17 protein-coding genes are annotated in these 15,893 nt (G+C 65.5%); 5 read left to right on the top strand and 12 right to left on the bottom strand.

The window, feature by feature from the left end; genetic code table 11:
* Positions 1–181 precede the first annotated feature (181 nt).
* Both ASC83_RS17065 and ASC83_RS17060 read left to right on the top strand, forming a co-directional pair.
* On the top strand, positions 182–2,077 hold the full coding sequence (locus ASC83_RS17065; RefSeq protein WP_056065787.1) for a cyclic nucleotide-binding and patatin-like phospholipase domain-containing protein: 1,896 nt from the start codon (positions 182–184) through the stop codon (positions 2,075–2,077).
* An 84-nt stretch (positions 2,078–2,161) separates the two neighbouring features.
* Positions 2,162–2,662: a nuclear transport factor 2 family protein gene (locus ASC83_RS17060; protein WP_056065246.1), complete on the top strand. Its 501-nt coding sequence runs from the start codon at positions 2,162–2,164 to the stop codon at positions 2,660–2,662.
* Between the two features lie 55 nt (positions 2,663–2,717).
* On the opposite strand, the gene ASC83_RS17055 is transcribed toward ASC83_RS17060, so the two are convergent.
* The 3 genes from ASC83_RS17055 to ASC83_RS17045 form a co-directional block, all read right to left on the bottom strand.
* Entirely contained in the window at positions 2,718–3,278 is a 561-nt protein-coding gene (locus tag ASC83_RS17055) for an IPTL-CTERM sorting domain-containing protein (protein WP_082522510.1), read from the bottom strand.
* A gap of 121 nt (positions 3,279–3,399) precedes the next feature.
* Positions 3,400–4,218 carry a sterol desaturase family protein gene (locus ASC83_RS17050; RefSeq protein WP_056065242.1) on the bottom strand — a complete coding sequence of 273 codons (819 nt, stop codon included), beginning with the start codon at positions 4,216–4,218 and terminating at the stop codon, positions 3,400–3,402.
* A gap of 24 nt (positions 4,219–4,242) precedes the next feature.
* Complete coding sequence (locus tag ASC83_RS17045; RefSeq protein ID WP_056065241.1) at positions 4,243–5,100, bottom strand: YecA family protein; 858 nt, start codon at positions 5,098–5,100, stop codon at positions 4,243–4,245.
* 216 nt (positions 5,101–5,316) lie between these two features.
* Between ASC83_RS17045 and ASC83_RS17040 the strand changes: the two genes are divergently transcribed.
* Both ASC83_RS17040 and ASC83_RS17035 read left to right on the top strand, forming a co-directional pair.
* A complete protein-coding gene (locus ASC83_RS17040; protein WP_056065239.1) occupies positions 5,317–7,059 on the top strand; it encodes an FMN-binding glutamate synthase family protein in 1,743 nt (580 codons plus the stop codon).
* Positions 7,060–7,067: 8 nt separating this feature from the next.
* Positions 7,068–7,892, top strand: coding sequence for a hypothetical protein (locus ASC83_RS17035; protein ID WP_082522509.1), 825 nt, complete (start codon positions 7,068–7,070; stop codon positions 7,890–7,892).
* 89 nt (positions 7,893–7,981) lie between these two features.
* Here ASC83_RS17035 and ASC83_RS24015 read toward each other — a convergent pair whose 3' ends face one another.
* From ASC83_RS24015 to ASC83_RS17020, 4 genes are read right to left on the bottom strand one after another with little or no spacing between them, the layout of a single operon-like run.
* Complete coding sequence (locus ASC83_RS24015; RefSeq protein WP_156379548.1) at positions 7,982–8,254, bottom strand: hypothetical protein; 273 nt, start codon at positions 8,252–8,254, stop codon at positions 7,982–7,984.
* A 36-nt stretch (positions 8,255–8,290) separates the two neighbouring features.
* A complete protein-coding gene (locus tag ASC83_RS17030) occupies positions 8,291–8,776 on the bottom strand; it encodes a putative toxin-antitoxin system toxin component, PIN family (protein ID WP_056065234.1) in 486 nt (161 codons plus the stop codon).
* Positions 8,766–10,058, bottom strand: a complete 1,293-nt coding sequence (locus ASC83_RS17025; RefSeq protein WP_056065232.1) for a class I SAM-dependent RNA methyltransferase — start codon at positions 10,056–10,058, stop codon at positions 8,766–8,768. The genes ASC83_RS17030 and ASC83_RS17025 overlap by 11 nt, the downstream gene beginning before the upstream one ends.
* Positions 10,055–10,537 (bottom strand): thioesterase family protein, encoded by a 483-nt coding sequence (locus ASC83_RS17020; RefSeq protein ID WP_056065784.1) that lies wholly within the window; start codon positions 10,535–10,537, stop codon positions 10,055–10,057. Before ASC83_RS17020 ends, ASC83_RS17025 begins: the two co-directional genes overlap by 4 nt.
* 239 nt (positions 10,538–10,776) lie before the next feature.
* Between ASC83_RS17020 and ASC83_RS17015 the strand changes: the two genes are divergently transcribed.
* On the top strand, positions 10,777–11,256 hold the full coding sequence (locus ASC83_RS17015; RefSeq protein ID WP_056065230.1) for a glutaredoxin family protein: 480 nt from the start codon (positions 10,777–10,779) through the stop codon (positions 11,254–11,256).
* A 62-nt stretch (positions 11,257–11,318) separates the two neighbouring features.
* Here ASC83_RS17015 and ASC83_RS17010 read toward each other — a convergent pair whose 3' ends face one another.
* From ASC83_RS17010 to ASC83_RS16990, 5 genes are all read right to left on the bottom strand, one after another.
* Positions 11,319–12,920: an RNA polymerase factor sigma-54 gene (locus ASC83_RS17010; protein ID WP_056065228.1), complete on the bottom strand. Its 1,602-nt coding sequence runs from the start codon at positions 12,918–12,920 to the stop codon at positions 11,319–11,321.
* Positions 12,920–13,702: an LPS export ABC transporter ATP-binding protein gene (gene lptB / locus ASC83_RS17005; RefSeq protein ID WP_056065226.1), complete on the bottom strand. Its 783-nt coding sequence runs from the start codon at positions 13,700–13,702 to the stop codon at positions 12,920–12,922. Before lptB ends, ASC83_RS17010 begins: the two co-directional genes overlap by 1 nt.
* Complete coding sequence (gene lptA, locus ASC83_RS17000; RefSeq protein ID WP_056065224.1) at positions 13,699–14,358, bottom strand: lipopolysaccharide transport periplasmic protein LptA; 660 nt, start codon at positions 14,356–14,358, stop codon at positions 13,699–13,701. The genes lptB and lptA overlap by 4 nt, the downstream gene beginning before the upstream one ends.
* A 108-nt stretch (positions 14,359–14,466) precedes the next feature.
* Positions 14,467–15,123, bottom strand: a complete 657-nt coding sequence (locus ASC83_RS16995) for a thiol:disulfide interchange protein DsbA/DsbL (RefSeq protein WP_056065222.1) — start codon at positions 15,121–15,123, stop codon at positions 14,467–14,469.
* 112 nt (positions 15,124–15,235) lie between these two features.
* Positions 15,236–15,892, bottom strand: coding sequence for an SPOR domain-containing protein (locus ASC83_RS16990; protein WP_056065220.1), 657 nt, complete (start codon positions 15,890–15,892; stop codon positions 15,236–15,238).
* Position 15,893 lies beyond the last annotated feature (1 nt).

Raw genomic sequence — 15,893 nt, 5'->3', positions numbered from 1 at the left:
AGGGCCTGCCGTGCATTTGTTCACGCGCTGCGCAGGCGCCATGTTCCGTGCAGTGCGCACAGGGGCCTTCGCGTTCCTAGAATCCGCCGCTTCGCACGCTGCGGAACCCTTGGCCAGCACCGGTGGCTGGCCAGCCATCAACTTTCGCAGCGCCCCACTGTGCCTTGTCGATTGCGTGACCATGCCTCCCTTTACCGCGACCCAGAACCAACTGCTCACCGAGCACCTGCGCAACTTTCTGCCAGACATCGAGCCCGAAGCGCTGGAGCTGCTGCGCGCCCAGCTGGAATGGGTGGAGGTGCCCGGCGGCAGCACGCTGATGACCCAGGGCGAGCCCGGCGAATCGATGTACCTCACCGTCAGCGGCCGCCTGCGCGCCTACGTGCGCAGTGACGACGGCCATAGCGGTACACAGCGCCGCGTGGCCGACATGGGCCGGGGCCAGGTGATTGGCGAGATCAGCCTGTTCACCGACGCGCCGCGCGCCGCCACCGTGGTCGCCGTGCGAGACTCGGTGCTGGTGCGCCTGACCAAGGACGTGTTCAAGACCCTGCTGGCCAGCAGCGCCCAGGTGTCGATTGCCCTCACGCGCCAGATCATCCAGCGCCTGCAGTCGGGCACCGCCGCCCACACGGCCGCGCAGGAGCGCCCTGTGGCCATGGGCCTGCTGCCCGTGAGCAACGGCGTGGACCTGCAGGCCTTTGGCCAGCGCCTGGCGCGCCACCTCGGCACGGTGGGCCGCGTGCGGGTGGTGGACTCGACCACCGTGGATGCCGAATTGCACGAACCCGGCATTGCCCAGCGTGAAGGTGCCGACGCCACGGCCAACCGGCGCATCGCCATGCTGCTCGACGAGATCGAGGCGCGCAATGACTTCGTGGTGCTGCTGGCCGACCCCGAGCCCACGCCCTGGACGCGCCGCGTGAGCCGCCACTGCGACGAGTTGCTGCTGCTGGCCGACGCACAGGCCGAGCCCGCCATCCACCCGATTGAAGAAAACTGCCTGCTGCGCCGCGCGCCCCTGGCCGAGGCCGCCGAGATCCTGGTACTGCTGCACCCGGAAGGCACGCAGTGCCCGCGCGGCACCCAGCAATGGCTGGACCGCCGCCCCGTGGCCGACCATGTGCATGTGCGCCCCACCCTCGACCGCGACATGGCGCGCCTGGCCCGCGTCCAGAGCCGCACGGCCGTGGGCCTGGTGCTGGCGGGCGGCGGCGCGCGCGGCTTTGCGCACCTGGGCATCTACCGCGCCTTGCAGGAAGAAGGCGTGGAGATCGACTGCGTGGGCGGCACCAGCATCGGCTCGGTGATGGCCGCGTATGTGGCGTCCGACCAGCCGCTGGCGACGGTGATGGCCAACGCGCGCGAGGCATTCCGCACCAACCCCACGGGCGACTGGAGCCTGCTGCCGCTGATGTCGCTCATCAAGGGCCGCCGACTGCGCCACATCCTGCACGAGGCCGTAGGGAGCTTGGTGGGCTTCCCGGCCCAGGTGGAAGACCTGTGGAAGAACTACTACTGCGTGGCCACGAACTACTCACGCGCCAGCGAACAGGTGGTGCGCCGGGGCAGCCTGGTGAAGTCGCTGCTGGCCAGCATCTCCATCCCCGGCGCGCTGCCACCCGTGGTGCACGAGGGCGACCTGCTGTGCGACGGCGGCACGTTCAACAATTTTCCGGTGGACGTGATGCGCAGCAACATGCGCGGCGTGGGCACGGTGATTGGTGTGGACCTGAACTTCCGCAAGCCCCGCAGCATTGAGCTGGACGACATCCCCAGCAGTTGGGCCCTGCTGCGCGACAAGCTGCGCCCGCGCGCCCAACGGCGCTACAAGCTGCCCTCGCTGGCCAGCTACCTCATGCAGGTCACCATCCTGTACAGCATGTCGCGCCAGCGCCAGCGCCAGTCGCAGCAGCTCACAGACCTGTACTTCAACCCCCCCATGGACCGCGTGGGCATGCTGCAGTGGAACCGGTTCGAGCAGATCGTGCAGCAGGGGTATGCGCACGGCATCCAGGTGCTGGACGCATTGGACGACACCAAGCGGCCGCGCATCGGTGGGTTGCGCACCGGCTGAACGCACATCGCCGCGCAGGTCCCCCAGGTGGCATGCAGCGTTCCGGCCCGGGTGTAGCATGGACGCCCTTGAGGAGGAGAACCCATGCACCCCAACGCCCAGACCCTGCAACGCTTCTACACCGCGTTTGCGCAACTGGACCATGCCACCATGGCCGCCTGCTATGCGCCTGACGCCACGTTTGACGACGAAGCCTTTTCCCTGAAAGGCCGTGAGCAGGTGGCAGGCATGTGGCGCATGCTGTGCACTGCGACCAAAAAGCCCGGCGCCGCCGAGCACTGGAAGCTGGAGTTCAGCGGCATCGACGCCGACGCGCAGGGCGGCAAGGCGCACTGGGAGGCGCACTACCTCTTCAGCGCCACTGGGCGCAAAGTGCATAACATCATCGACGGCACCTTCACCTTCACGCCCGACGGGCTGATTGCCACGCACCGTGACCGCTTCAACTTCTGGCGCTGGGCCCGGCAGGCGCTGGGCGCGCCGGGCTTGCTGCTGGGCTGGTCGCCCTCGCTCAAGCGCAAGGTGCGGAGTACGGCAGCGGGGAATTTGAAGAAGTTTCTGGCGCAGGAAGTACGGTCTCTCTGATCCGCACAGAAGCCCGCAGGACACGACACAAGCCCCTTGTGCAAACGACTGCGCTTTAGCTGCCGATTTTCTTGCGACGTACAGCATTGAATGCCGATGCCGCCATGGCCAGCAACAGTGCCATAAGCCCCCATTCGCTCAGCGTCGGAACCGAGGTTGCGCTTGCAGCGAGCACGTTGAGTGTGGCATTGGCGGCAGGGGCGCTGCCAGAACTGGAATTCAGGCCCGTAGTAACGTTGTTTTTTACACCCGGCGCTGTTGCGGTGACCTGAACAGAAAACGTGCAACTGGCCCCACCGGCCAACACCCCGCCGGCCAAGGCCACCGAGGAGGAACCCGGTGCGGCGGTCACCACGCTGCCGACCCCACAGTCGCCCACCAAACCGTTGGGAGTGGACACCACCAGGCCCGCCGGCAAATTGTCTGTGAACGTGATGTTGTTCGCAGCTGGCCCCAGCCGATTGATGGTGAACGCCAGCGAGGTGGCACTTCCGACCGAGACGCTGGGCGCTCCAAACGCCTTGCTAAAAGTAAAAACAACGCCTGCTTGCGCACCTGTTGCCGCCAAAGCGCCTGCGCCAACTAACAGCGCGCCCATCCAACGAACTTTCGACATATCACCCTTAAAAAATACAAATTTTCTGAACGCTCAATCGAGCGAGTGGCGTTTGTACTTCAGGGTTTTGCAAATGTCTTGCAAAAAATGACCGCGTGCCACCGGTCTTGAAAGGGAGGCCTCAGGGCAGCTTGCCAAAGGGTTGGATCAGGGCCCGCCAGAACCCGTCAGGCCGGGCATCATTGTTGTTGTCGTTGGCCAGCCCCAAGTGCATGCCCTGATGGCCCAACGCTGGTTGCGCGCAATATGTTCCCATCAGGCGATCCCACCAGGGGAACACCATTCCGAAGTTGCTGTTGCCTTCATCCATGCGGTCGGAATGGTGCACACGGTGCATATCAGGGGTCACCATCACCCAACGCAGTCTCCGATCCCAGCGCAATGGGATCGCAACATTGGCATGGCAAAACGCGGTGTGCACCAGTTGAAGCACCGCATAGAACAACAAGGACACAAGAGGCATGCCCAGTGCCGCGCACAGCATCAGCGTCAGAGCCGCAAGTGCCACAACTTCCAGAGGATGGTGGCGCACACTGGTCGTCACATCGAATGCGGCATCCGCGTGATGCACTTGGTGCATTCGCCACAGAAGTGGAATGGCGTGCGAAGCACGATGCAGCACATACTGGATTGCATCCACCAGCAACACGCCAATGACGATCTTGGGAACATCGGGCAATGCCCCCCCGGCCAACCCGGTCCACCCCAAGGACGCCCCAAGTCGCACCGCAGCGGTCTGCACAGGCTCGGCCACCCACCACATCAACAGACCACCCAGCACATACAGCAACAGATTGACCCTTATCCGTCCTTTGTGGCCTTTGCCAGCCGTACGGCGAGGCCAGAAGTGCTCGGTCAAAGCAAGAAAGCCCAGGACCACTGAGAGCAATACGTACTGCCCCCATTCAAAGTGATCCATCACGGCCTGCATGAACTGCATCAGGTTTGTGTACCCAAAGAGGCCTTAAGCGCCGTGGCACTTCTTGTACTTCTTGCCGCTACCGCAGTGGCACGGGTCATTGCGCCCCGGCTCGGGCGCCTTGCGCACCGTCTCCACGCGCGGGCCCATGCTCTTCCACAGCTGGCGCAGGTCGTACACGGCCCAGATGGCTTCGCCGAAGGCCTCGACGCGCGCCTGGCTGGTGCTGGGTGGGCCGTCTTCGTCGTACATGCAGACTTCGGGCTTGCCGGTGTCGTCTTCGGTCAGGGCAACGATGCGGTCCAGCGCGTCATCCAGCCACTTGGCCGCTTCCTTGTCGCGCGGGGCGGCCCAGTCTTCGGGCCAGTTTTCCACCGCAAACATGAAGCCCAGCGCCCAGACCTGGCCGAAGGACGGGATCTCCTGGTCGTCGCCCATCTCGGCACGCTGCTCGTCGGTCAGGCTGGCCACGGCGCCACGCATGTCCATGGCTTCGGGCTGGAAGGTGCGGTCGTCGTCCAGCGTCTTCACGTCGGTGTCGAGCTGGGTCGCGATTTCGGCCCAGCGGCGGTTCCACAGCTCTAAAAAGCGCGCCTGCTGGGCGGCGTCAGCAAAGGCTGGCAACTGGGGCAGCGGGTCGCCTTCGGCAACATCCAGCTCGGCGCCGTCGCCCAGCAGCATGGGCAGGTATTCGGCCGGGGCGATGGGGCGGCGGCTGCAGATCAGCGCGGTCATGAAACCGTCGCAGAACTCCCACTGCGGGATTTCCTCGCCGCGCGAGCGCAGGTCGTCGAGGATGTTGTCGATCTCTTCCAGCTCTTCAGGGCCCAGTGCGGCGGCCGGGGCGCCCGTGGGGTCGTCAAGATCGTCGGTGGAGGGAGTGGGCGATGTGGATTCGGTCATGGGGGGCTCCGGTCGTCAAGCGAGAAAGCGGGGGCGGTAAAACATTGTTTTACTTTTATGATGCGCAGGCCTTGTGCCGTGGCGCTGGTGTAGCGGCGGAGGTACGGCGGCCCGGGGTGGTGCCGGGCCTCAAAAGCGCCTTGCGCAACATGGCAACCCGATAAAAAGGCGGTCAGTGTAGCCCCCTCTCGCACCGCCACCAGAACCAGGACCCCCATGCTCCACCAACTGAACTCCCTGTACCCGGTGCGCTACACGGCCTTTGCGCTGTGCGTTTTCGGGCTGCTGCTGTCGCTGTTTGCGCTGGTGGCTTTTCACGTGGGGTTGCCCGTGGTGCTGGTGTTTGCTGCCCTGGTAGCAGTGGGCGTGTACGACCTGCAGCAGTCGCGCCACGCCATTTTGCGCAACTACCCGGTCATCGGCCACATCCGCTTCATGCTCGAATATGTGCGGCCCGAGGTGCGCCAGTATTTCATCGAAAGCGATAGCGAGGCCGCGCCGTTCTCGCGCGCCCAGCGCTCGCTGGTGTACCAGCGCGCCAAGGGCGACCCGGACAACCGCCCCTTCGGCACGCACCTGGACGTGGGCGCGCAGGGTTATGAATGGGTGAACCACTCGCTCGCACCCACACAGCTGCCGTCGCACGACTTTCGCGTGTGGATCGGCGGCAACCCCGATGCGCCGTCGCAGTCTGTGGCGCCTTGCACCCAGCCTTACCACGCGAGCGTGTTCAACATCTCGGCCATGAGCTTTGGTGCGCTGTCGGCCAATGCGATCCTGGCTTTGAACCAGGGTGCAAAAAAAGGCGGCTTCGCGCACGACACGGGCGAGGGCAGTATCAGCCAACACCACCGCGTGCACGGCGGCGACCTGATTTGGGAAATCGGCTCGGGCTACTTTGGCTGCCGCAACCCCGATGGCACGTTCAGCGAAGAGCGTTTTGCAGCCAGCGCCACCGACCCGCAGGTGAAGATGATCGAGCTGAAACTCAGCCAGGGCGCCAAGCCGGGCCACGGCGGCGTGCTGCCGGGGGCCAAGGTGACTGCCGAGATCGCCGCTGCGCGCGGGGTGAAGGAGGGCGAGGCCTGCATCTCGCCCGCCAGCCACAGTGCGTTCAGCAACCCGGTGGAGATGATGCAGTTCATCGCCAGGCTGCGCACGCTATCGGGCGGCAAGCCCACGGGCTTCAAGTTCTGCCTGGGCCACCCGTGGGAATGGTTTGCCATCGTCAAGGCCATGCTGGTCACGGGCATCACGCCCGATTTCATCGTGGTCGATGGCGCCGAGGGCGGCACGGGCGCGGCACCGGTGGAATTCACCGACCACGTGGGTGCACCGCTGCAAGAAGGCCTGCTGCTGGTGCACAACACCCTGGTGGGCGTGAACCTGCGCGACCGCGTGCGCATTGGCTGCGCGGGCAAGGTGATCAGCGCCTTCGACATCGCTCGCATGATGGCGCTGGGCGCCGACTGGTGCAACGCGGGGCGTGGCTTCATGATGGCGCTCGGCTGTATCCAGGCGCAAAACTGCCACACCGGGCACTGCCCCACGGGCGTGACCACCCAGGACCCGCTGCGCCAGCAGGCCCTGGTGGTGCCCGACAAGGCCACGCGCGTGGCGCAGTTTCATCGCAGCACGCTGCACGCGCTGCAGGAGCTGGTGCAGGCCGCCGGGCTGCGCCACCCCAAGGACATCACGGCCCACCACATCGTGCGCCGCATCAGCGACACCGAGGTGCGCCTGCTGTCCAACCTGATCACGCGCATGCAACCGGGCGCGCTGCTCGGCCCGCTCGACGCGCAGCACAACGTGTTCCGCCTGTACTGGCCCTTGGCCAGCGCGCACAGCTTTCAGGCCAGCGAGCCTGCACTGGAGCCCTCCATTCCCCACCATGTCGAGCTGGTGCACGCCGCAGCCGTCGGCACCGCTGCTGCGGTGGCAGGGGACGCTGCTGTATGAATCTGACGATGGACGCATCCGCCCCCACCCACACCACCACCCCGGACTACGCCGCCTTTTTGCAGCAACAACTCGCCACCCAGCCGCACAACGTGATGGCCCATGTGCTGGGCGATGAACAGATCTGGATCAAGCGCGCGGGAGCCCCCCATGGCACAGGCCGCTACCGCGCCATGGCCTTGCTGGCAGCCCTGCTGCGGCTGGACGCCCTGCGCCCCGTGCCCAACCCCGGCGGCCCCACGGCCATTGCCACCGAAGTGCAGCGCCTGCGCGACCTGGCAGCGCGTGGCATCCGCGTGCCCGTGGTGCTGGCCGCGTTGCCGAATGGTTTTGCCATGCGCCACCTGGGCAACGTGGGTGAGGAAACCCATTCGCTGGGCAACGAGATCGACCACGCCGTGCAGGCGGGTGACACGGCCGCTGTGCTGGCGCTGTGGCAACAGGGGCTGGACACCTTGGCCCAGGTGCATCGCCAGGGCACCTGCCTGAGCCAGGCCTTTGCGCGCAACCTGGTGCGCTGCCCCGATGGCGAGGTGGCCTGCATCGACTTTGAGGACGACCCCGCCGCCGTGCTGCCGCTGGCGGTGTGCCATGTGCGCGATGCGCTGTGTTACGCGCATTCCACCGCGATTTACCTGCATGCCAGCGGTACGCTGGCCGAGGGACGCAAGCGCTGGGCGGCGTGGGTAGCGCAGGGCAGCGCGGAGATGCAGGCGGTGCTGGCCACCAGTGTCCGGCGGATGGGGTGGATGCGGAATCTTCCCACCAATCGCAAACTGGGGCGGGATTTGCAGCGGGTGCGGGCGGCGTATGACCTCTTGGCTCAAGGCTAGATCAGCCAGCAGGTCGGGTTAGCCGCTGGTGTAACCCGACAGGCCATGCCCGTGGAAGAAAACGTCGGGTTAGACCGCGCTACCCCAACCTACGCCAGCCACAGCCAGGCAGCAATCCCCAGGCAGCCCACCGAGAGCACGACAAAAATCCAGTAGAGGCCGGGAATGCCCCCCACTGCAGTGATTTCGTTCGATTGCGCGCCCTCCTGCTCGGCGCGCGACAAAGGATCTACACCAACAGCCCGACCGGAAGATGGCGGTATGGCCCAGACTTTGTGGCCGGATGCCCGGTTGAACTGAAACGCATCAAAAGCGAGGTAGGCGAAGAAGCCTGAGAGGACAAGATACCCCAACGGTCCCATACCGATCCTTGCAGCCAAAAACTGATCAATGTGTGATCAGGCCACCGCCGTGGCGGGCGCCTCTTCCAGCACCAGCGCAGTCGCCACATCCGCCCCCAGGTTCACCAACCGCTTGCGCATGCAGATCACCGCCTTGTCCTTGCTCAGCAAGATTGCCCGGTGCGCCGCCGCCAGGTCGATGAACTTCTGGTCGTCCGCATCCTTGCACACATAGGCCACCTTGGGTGCGATATCTACCAGACGGGCCTGCGCATCAAACGCTGCCAGCACCTGCGCGGCACCCATGCGGTAGTAGTCCATGCGCTCAACGATGTGCGGGTAGGCCAGCACACGCTCCAGCTCATCACGCATGACCTGCGTGGCAATCCAGGCCAGACGCCCCTGGGCCAGCAGCGTGCGAAGGGGGACGGAGCGCGGGTCGCTGAAAATCAGCAGGTCCAGCGCCACGTTGGTGTCCACCACCACAGGGCGCGCCGGCTCGTCCGCCGGGGCCTCGGCGGGCAGGGGCAGTTCAACCTTCATGGCGTGGGCTGCCGTCGGGGGCGGGCTTGGCAGCCCGGTCGCGCACAGCACCCTTGATCATGTCGAAGCGGAACATGCGGCATTCGATGGGCCCGTTCCACATGGGCACGCGGCGCGATTCCTTCAGGCGCATCTTGCCGGGCAGTTTCAGGTCGGGCGTGAGCATCCAGGCCGTCCAGCCGCTGTAGTTCTTCTTCCAGTGAGTGGCCAGCTGGCTGAAGAACTCGCCACCGTCTTCGGTCTGTGCCTCTTCGCGGCCCACGGCCATGCCCTGGGCGCGGTCAGCCGCGCGTTCGCTGGCGTTGCGGCCGGCAGTGCCGGCGGCAGCAATGCGCTCGCCGTAGGGTGGGTTGAGCAGCATCACACCGGGTTGCTCACAGGGCGGCATGCGCTGCAGGGCGTCGCCGCCGCGCAGCTGCACGGTGTCGGCCACGCCCGCGCGCTCGGCGTTGCGCTGCGCAAAATCAACCATGCGGAAGGCGACATCACTGCCAAACAGGGGGACAGCGCTAGTGCATATTGCACTTTCAGCTTCGTTTTTTATAGCACTCCAGACATGCGCCTGGAACGGCAGCAGTTTCTCGAACGCAAAACGCCGCAACATGCCCGCCGGGATGCGGCAGGCGATCTGTGCGGCCTCGACCACGATGGTGCCGCTACCGCAGCAGGGGTCGTACAGGGGCTGGGGGTTGTCGCCATGCGGGTCCCAGCCGCTGGCGGCGATCATGGCGGCGGCCAGGGTTTCCTTGAGCGGCGCGTCGCCCTTGTCCTCGCGCCAGCCGCGCTTGAACAGCGGCTCGCCCGAGGTGTCGATATAGATCGTGGCCTCGTCGGTGGTCAGGTGCAGATGAATGCGCACATCGGGCCACTGGGTGTTCACATCGGGGCGCACGCCGCTCTTGTGGCGGAAGCGGTCGGCCACCGCGTCCTTGACCTTGAGGCCCGCGAAGTTCAGGCTCTGCAGCGGGCTGTGCTGGGCCGTCACCTCGACCTTGAAGGTCTGGCGCGTGGTGAACCAGATCTCCCAGGCCACCTCGCTGGCCATGGCATAGAGGTCGTTCTCAGACCGGTAGGGGCGGTGCGCCAGCTGCACCAGAACGCGCTGGGCCAGGCGGCTGTGCAGGTTGAGCTGCATGGCATGGCGCCATGAGGCGCGCAGCAGCACGCCACCCCGGCCCACCAGCAGGTCTTGCCCCGTGAGGCCGGTGATGCCATGCACCTCGTCGGCCAGAAAGCCCTCGACGCCCGCGGCGCAGGGGAGAAAAAGTTGGAGTTGGTTCATGTCGATGGGGAGGATACGCGCTCGGACAATGCATGGGAATCCGGCGTGCCTGCGCGGGCCAGCAGCAATTGGCGGATGGATTCGGGGATCAGTGCCACCTTGCGGTCGGCCTTGCCGATGAAGACGATGCCGATCTTGCCGCGCGCCACCTCGCGGCCTGAGGTCTTCTCGGTCATGCAAAAGACCAGGTCAAACCCATAGCGGTTGAAATCCGCTGGCGCCATCTCCACCCGCATGGTCTCGCCATGGAAACCTTCGGACTTGTACTGCGCCACGATGTCGCCGACCACGATGGACAGACCGCCCACATCGGCCTCGGGGTATCCCAGCGACTGGAAAAAGCGCACGCGCGCTTCAGACACCAGGCTGAGCAACTGCGCGTTGTCAAGATGCCCGCCCTGGTTCACGTGGCTGATGTAGATCTGCAGTTCAGTGGCAAAGCCGAAGTGCGGTGGGAGGTCGAAGACGATGCGGGCCATGGTGCGGAAAGTGGGAGGGCAAAACAGGAAGCGAAGGCAGGTGCCAGCGACGGACATAGCGCATTGCGCGAAAGACAGGGTCTGCCCTTCCAGGCGCCAGATGGGAAGCACAGGGGGACGCCATCCCATCCACAGCGTGGTGCCCAGGCCACTGCAGGGGAGTGTTGCGCACGAGTCCTGTGGGCCGGGCGCCACTGTCTCGTATGCTCTCGGGCAGTGGATTTTACCGGAGCCCCTTCATGCGCCCTTTTGTTCGGACCCTGTTGACCACCCTGGCGCTGGCCGTGGTGCCGTTGGCAGCCAACGCCCAGACGCTGTACAAATCAGTGGGTACGGACGGCAGGGTGGTTTACAGCGACAAGCCTCCCACGGCCGGTGCCGTAGAGAAAACGATGAAGCTGGAAAACCTGCCGGTCAGCGTGGTACCGGGGGCGGGCCCTGCCCCCAAAACAGCCACTCCGGACACTCCACAGGTTGCGGCTCCCCGGGGCGATGTGGTGCTGTACATGGCCACCTGGTGCGGCTACTGCAAGGCGGCCAAGGCCTATCTGGCGAGCAAGGGCATCGCCTATCGGGAGCTGGATATCGACACGCCTTCTGGCAAGGCGGCGTTCAGTCAGCTGGGGGCCAGAGGCGTACCGGTCTTGCTGACCAACGGCCAGAAGATCGCAGGATTCACGCCACAAGCATATGACGCGGTATTCATGGCGCGCAAATAGCCCGGCACTGAACTGTTGCCTGGACGGCCAGAGAACACTCGCGCGCCTCCACGCCGGGAGCGCTAAAGCGCCTTGCGCAAATTCGCTGGCGCGATCTTGAGCGCCTCGCGGTACTTGGCCACGGTGCGGCGTGCGCACTCGATGCCCTGCTCCTTGAGCATCTCGGCGATCTGGCTGTCGGACAGCGGCTTGGCCGGGTTTTCGGCGGACACGAACTGCTTGATCAGTGCGCGCACGGCCGTGCTGGACGCATTGCCACCGGTCTCGGTGCCCAGGCCAGAGCCAAAGAAGTACTTCAGCTCGTAGGTACCGATCGGCGTGGCCATGTACTTGGCCGTGGTCACGCGGCTGATGGTGGACTCGTGCAGGCCCAGCTCGTCGGCGATGTCGCGCAGCACCAGGGGGCGCATGGCCAGCTCGCCGTGGGTGAAGAAGTTCTTCTGCCGCTCGACGATGGCGCGCGAGACGCGCAGGATGGTGTCAAAGCGCTGCTGGATGTTCTTGATGAACCAGCGCGCCTCCTGCAGGCGCTGCTGCATGCCCTGGTGGCCTTCGCCGCCCTTGTGGCCACGCAGCGCGCCAGCGTAGATGTCGTGCACGCGCAGACGGGGCATCACGTCGGGGTTGAGCTGCACGATGAAGTTGTGCTGGCCGTCCCGCCCGTTGGCGCGACCGGCTTTGCGCACGATGACGTCGGGGATGATGATGTTGCGCTCTACGTCGGCAAAACGGCGGCCAGGGCGAGGCTCCAGGCGGGCGATAAGTGCCATGGCAGACCGGGTGCGTTCTTCTCCGGCCACGCCACCTTCGCTGCACAGCTGCGTCAGGCGGCGGATGTCGCGGCGGGCCAGCATCTCCAGCGGCTGCTGACAGATGCGCAGCGCGGTCTGCACGGTCTCGGGGTCGGCGTCGCTGTCTTCGTCGGCCGCCAGCGCGGTGAGCTGCAGCGTCAGGCATTCAGACAAATTGCGCGCGCCGACCCCCACGGGCTCCAGGCTTTGCAACAGGCGCTGGGCCACGGTGAAGCGGTGCACCAGTTCTTCGATCTGTTCCAGGTCGTCGGGCCCGGCCAGGCTGATGGCCAGCTCTTCAAGCGACTCTTCCAGGTAGCCGTCGTCGTTCAGCGATTCGATGAGAAAACGCAGCGCGGCAGTGTCCACTTCAGACAGCCTCAGCGACAGTGCCTGGCGGTGCAAAAAGGCGGTGAGCGATTCGTGCGAACGGGCCAGCTCGGTGGCGTCGGCCTCGTCGCCTTCCGCATCGTTGCGGGTGCGCGCCGGGGCGTCGCCACCCCACTCGGCGTCGTTGGGCGCCATCTCGACGGTGCCGTCGCCGCTCCAGTCGGGCTCGTCGGCACTTCCACTGGGGATTTCAGCCTCGTTTTGGCTCTCAGCGCTAGTACTGCTTGCGCTGACAGCTCCTGAAAACATAGCATCATCGGCGCTGTAGTCGTCGGCCTGCGCGGGCGTGTCGGCGGCTTCCAGGCCAAACTCCTCGCGCGGGGCTTCGTCGGCATTGCGTTCGAGGAACGGGTTTTCGTCGAGCATCTGCTCGACTTCCTGCGAGAGTTCGAGCGTGGACAACTGCAGCAGCCGGATGGACTGCTGGAGCTGGGGGGTCAATGCAAGGTGCTGCGAGACGCGCAGCGACAGTCCAGGCTTCATCACATGCGGAAATGCTCGCCCAGGTACACGCGGCGTACTTCGGCGTTGTCCACGATCTCGGAGGGCGTGCCCTGCGCCAGCACGCGGCCGTCGCTGATGATGAAGGCGTGGTCGCAGATGCCCAGCGTCTCGCGCACGTTGTGGTCGGTGATGAGCACACCGATACCGCGTGCCTTGAGGAAGCCGATGATGCGCTGGATCTCGATCACTGCGATGGGGTCGATGCCGGCAAAAGGCTCGTCCAGCAGGATGAAACGCGGCTGGGTGGCCAGGGCACGGGCGATCTCGACGCGGCGGCGCTCGCCACCGGACAGCGCCAGCGCGGGCGAGGCACGCAGGTGGTCCACACGCAGCTCTTGCAGCAGTGCCGTCAGGCGTTCTTCGATGGCGTCGCGCGACAGCGGCTGGCCGTCATCGGCGCGCTGCAGTTCCAGCACCGCACGCACGTTTTCTTCGACGGTGAGCTTGCGGAAGATCGAGGCTTCTTGCGGCAGGTACGACAGACCCAGCCGAGAGCGGCGGTGGATGGGCATGTGGGCCACCGAGTGGCCGTCGATGCGAATATCGCCTGCATCGCTGCGCACCAGGCCCACGATCATGTAAAAGGATGTGGTCTTGCCCGCGCCGTTGGGGCCGAGCAACCCCACAACCTCGCCTTTTTGCACCACCAGCGACACATCCTTGACGACCTTGCGGCTGCCATAGGATTTGGCCAGATGCTGTACCTCCAGGCGGCTACCCGCCTGGGAGTCAGGACCGGTACTCACAGCAGGCCCGCTCACTTGGCGCCGCCGCCAAGGCTGTTGCTGGGGCGCAGCGCCGGTGCGGGCGCGTCAGGCGCTGGGGCCGGGGCTGCCGCGCCGGGCGGAGGGTCTTTGGGCGCCAGCACGGCGCGCACACGACCACCGGGCGCTGGTGTGTCGCCCGCTGCGGCAGAAGAGGCTGGTGCCTTCTGGCCATCGACGGTGAACACATCGGTGAGGTTGTTGTAGACGATCACGGCGCCGGTGATCTCGTCGTTCAATACCGACCCACGGTACCGGCGGAGTTCGGCGCGGGTGATGAAGCGCACGTTGTCGGCCTTGCCGTCGTATTCGATGACTTCGCTTTCGCCTTCGATGAACTCGTCAGGCGCCCCCGCCACGGTGTCGCGCTTTTGGCGGAAGAACGCCCGTTTGCCCGCCTCGGCCGTGACCACGCCGTACTGGTAGCCGTCGGCGTCCTGGCGCACATCCAGCCGCGCGCCGCGCAGCACGATGGTGCCCTTGGTCATCACCACGCGGCCCGAGAACACGCTGGTCTGCTTGAGTTCATCGTGGCGCAGGGCGTCGGCCTCGATGTTCATGGGCTTGGCACGGTCAGCCTTTTCGGCATGTGCCATGCCCGCAAGGCCGGTCAGGGCTGCGAGCACAAGGAGGGGGAGTAGGCGGTGGGTCATAGGGCACGAATCTTGCAGTGATTGTAGCCACCCGATGGTACCCACCCCGAAAAAAAAGCCCGCATCAGCGGGCCTTTGGGACAACTTGCCGACAGGGTCGGCACATCGTCAGGCTTTGCGTGCCGTGGCCGCCAGGTATTCGACCACCTGCAACACGGTCTGCATGCTGCCTGCCATCGTGCCGTCGGTGTAGTACTTGCCTGCCACACCCATGGAAGGCACGCCCTCAACACCGTACGAATCCTGCAGCTGCGAGGCGCGACGCACCTGGTTGGCCACGCTGAAGGAGCCGTAGACCTCCTTGAACTTGGCCGCATCCACGCCCTGCTGGGTCACCCAGCCCAGGATTTCGTCGTCCTTGGCGAGCTTGGCCTTTTCCACGTGGATGGCACGGAAGACCTTGGCGTGCAGGGCTTCGAGCTTGCCCATGCCTTCGAGCGTGTAGTACAGCTTTTGCTGGGGCACGAAGCTGGCGTTGAAGGCCACGGGCACGCGGCGGATGGAGAGGTCCTTGGGCGCAGCCTTGACCCAGGCGTCCAGCGTGGGCTCGAAGGCGTTGCAGTGGGGGCAGCTGTACCAGAAGAACTCGATCACATCGACCTTGCCGGCCGGCGCATCGGGGGTGACGGGCTTGTCCAGCCGCTTGAAGTCCTTGCCCTCCTTGAACTGGCGGGCTTGCGCCATCGCGGGGTTGGCCACTGGCAGCGTCAGGGCAGAAGCGGCAACCGCAGAGGCGGCGGACAAAGAAAACTCACGGCGTTTCATGACAAAGACTCTCCTGGTTCAGGTATGCGGGATGTGAGACATCCCTTTACAAAAAGTTCAGCCCTGGTGGTGGCGCTGTATGCACAGGCCCCTGTTCACAGCCACAGGCCGATCAGCGCTGCACACGCACCAGCGCCGATTCCAGCCCGGCGCCATCGAGTTTCTCTTTGAGCACTTCGGCATCGTCACGCTTGGTGAAAGGACCGATGCGCACCCGGAAGACCGCCCGGCCATTTTGCTCACGCTCGCTCACACGGGCCTCCCAGCCCAGCATGGCCAGCTTGGCGCGCTGGGCGTCTGCGTCGGCCTGGGTGCGGAAGGCGCCCGCCTGCACAAAGTAGTCAAACGGGTCCACACTGCCCTTGGCCGCGGCCTTGGCCACGGCCAGATCGCCCAGCGGGTCAGCGCCCGGCTTGCTCTCGGCCTTGGCCTCGGCTTTGGCGTCTGGCTTGCTCACGGCAGGCTTGGCGGCCGACGCGGCGGCGCGCACCTCAGGGGCGGGGGCCGATGCAGGGGCTGACGCGGCTGCCGCCACCGCTGGTGCCGCAGGGCGGGCCGGGTTCTTGCCATACAGCGGCGAGTTCGGGTCCCAGTTCTTGTTTTTCTGGGACTCCGCAGCGTCCAGGTCGGCACCGCGGCCATTGCCCTTGTTCAGGAAGGGCACCGGCACCTTGGTCACGTACACGGCCACGGCCAGCGCCGCGCCCAGGCCCACGATGACCCCGACGATGAAGCCGACAATGGTCCCGCCCGTCTGTTGCTTTTTCATA

It is taken from the genome of Acidovorax sp. Root402, from assembly GCF_001425125.1.
GTDB classification, from domain to species: domain Bacteria; phylum Pseudomonadota; class Gammaproteobacteria; order Burkholderiales; family Burkholderiaceae_C; genus Acidovorax; species Acidovorax delafieldii.
The sequence above is the reverse complement of the archived record's forward strand: the minus strand, read 5'-3'. Positions and strand labels throughout refer to the sequence as shown.

Bases quoted from the DNA above. Each gene is read 5' to 3' on its own strand.
- ASC83_RS17065 (WP_056065787.1), top strand. From the start codon at position 182: ATGCCTCCCTTTACCGCGACCCAGAACCAACTGCTCACCGAGCACCTG.
- ASC83_RS17060 (WP_056065246.1), top strand. From the start codon at position 2,162: ATGCACCCCAACGCCCAGACCCTGCAACGCTTCTACACCGCGTTTGCG.
- ASC83_RS17055 (WP_082522510.1), bottom strand. From the start codon at position 3,278: ATGTCGAAAGTTCGTTGGATGGGCGCGCTGTTAGTTGGCGCAGGCGCT.
- ASC83_RS17050 (WP_056065242.1), bottom strand. From the start codon at position 4,218: ATGCAGTTCATGCAGGCCGTGATGGATCACTTTGAATGGGGGCAGTAC.
- ASC83_RS17045 (WP_056065241.1), bottom strand. From the start codon at position 5,100: ATGACCGAATCCACATCGCCCACTCCCTCCACCGACGATCTTGACGAC.
- ASC83_RS17040 (WP_056065239.1), top strand. From the start codon at position 5,317: ATGCTCCACCAACTGAACTCCCTGTACCCGGTGCGCTACACGGCCTTT.
- ASC83_RS17035 (WP_082522509.1), top strand. From the start codon at position 7,068: ATGGACGCATCCGCCCCCACCCACACCACCACCCCGGACTACGCCGCC.
- ASC83_RS24015 (WP_156379548.1), bottom strand. From the start codon at position 8,254: ATGGGACCGTTGGGGTATCTTGTCCTCTCAGGCTTCTTCGCCTACCTC.
- ASC83_RS17030 (WP_056065234.1), bottom strand. From the start codon at position 8,776: ATGAAGGTTGAACTGCCCCTGCCCGCCGAGGCCCCGGCGGACGAGCCG.
- ASC83_RS17025 (WP_056065232.1), bottom strand. From the start codon at position 10,058: ATGAACCAACTCCAACTTTTTCTCCCCTGCGCCGCGGGCGTCGAGGGC.
- ASC83_RS17020 (WP_056065784.1), bottom strand. From the start codon at position 10,537: ATGGCCCGCATCGTCTTCGACCTCCCACCGCACTTCGGCTTTGCCACT.
- ASC83_RS17015 (WP_056065230.1), top strand. From the start codon at position 10,777: ATGCGCCCTTTTGTTCGGACCCTGTTGACCACCCTGGCGCTGGCCGTG.
- ASC83_RS17010 (WP_056065228.1), bottom strand. From the start codon at position 12,920: ATGAAGCCTGGACTGTCGCTGCGCGTCTCGCAGCACCTTGCATTGACC.
- lptA (WP_056065224.1), bottom strand. From the start codon at position 14,358: ATGACCCACCGCCTACTCCCCCTCCTTGTGCTCGCAGCCCTGACCGGC.
- ASC83_RS16995 (WP_056065222.1), bottom strand. From the start codon at position 15,123: ATGAAACGCCGTGAGTTTTCTTTGTCCGCCGCCTCTGCGGTTGCCGCT.
- ASC83_RS16990 (WP_056065220.1), bottom strand. From the start codon at position 15,892: ATGAAAAAGCAACAGACGGGCGGGACCATTGTCGGCTTCATCGTCGGG.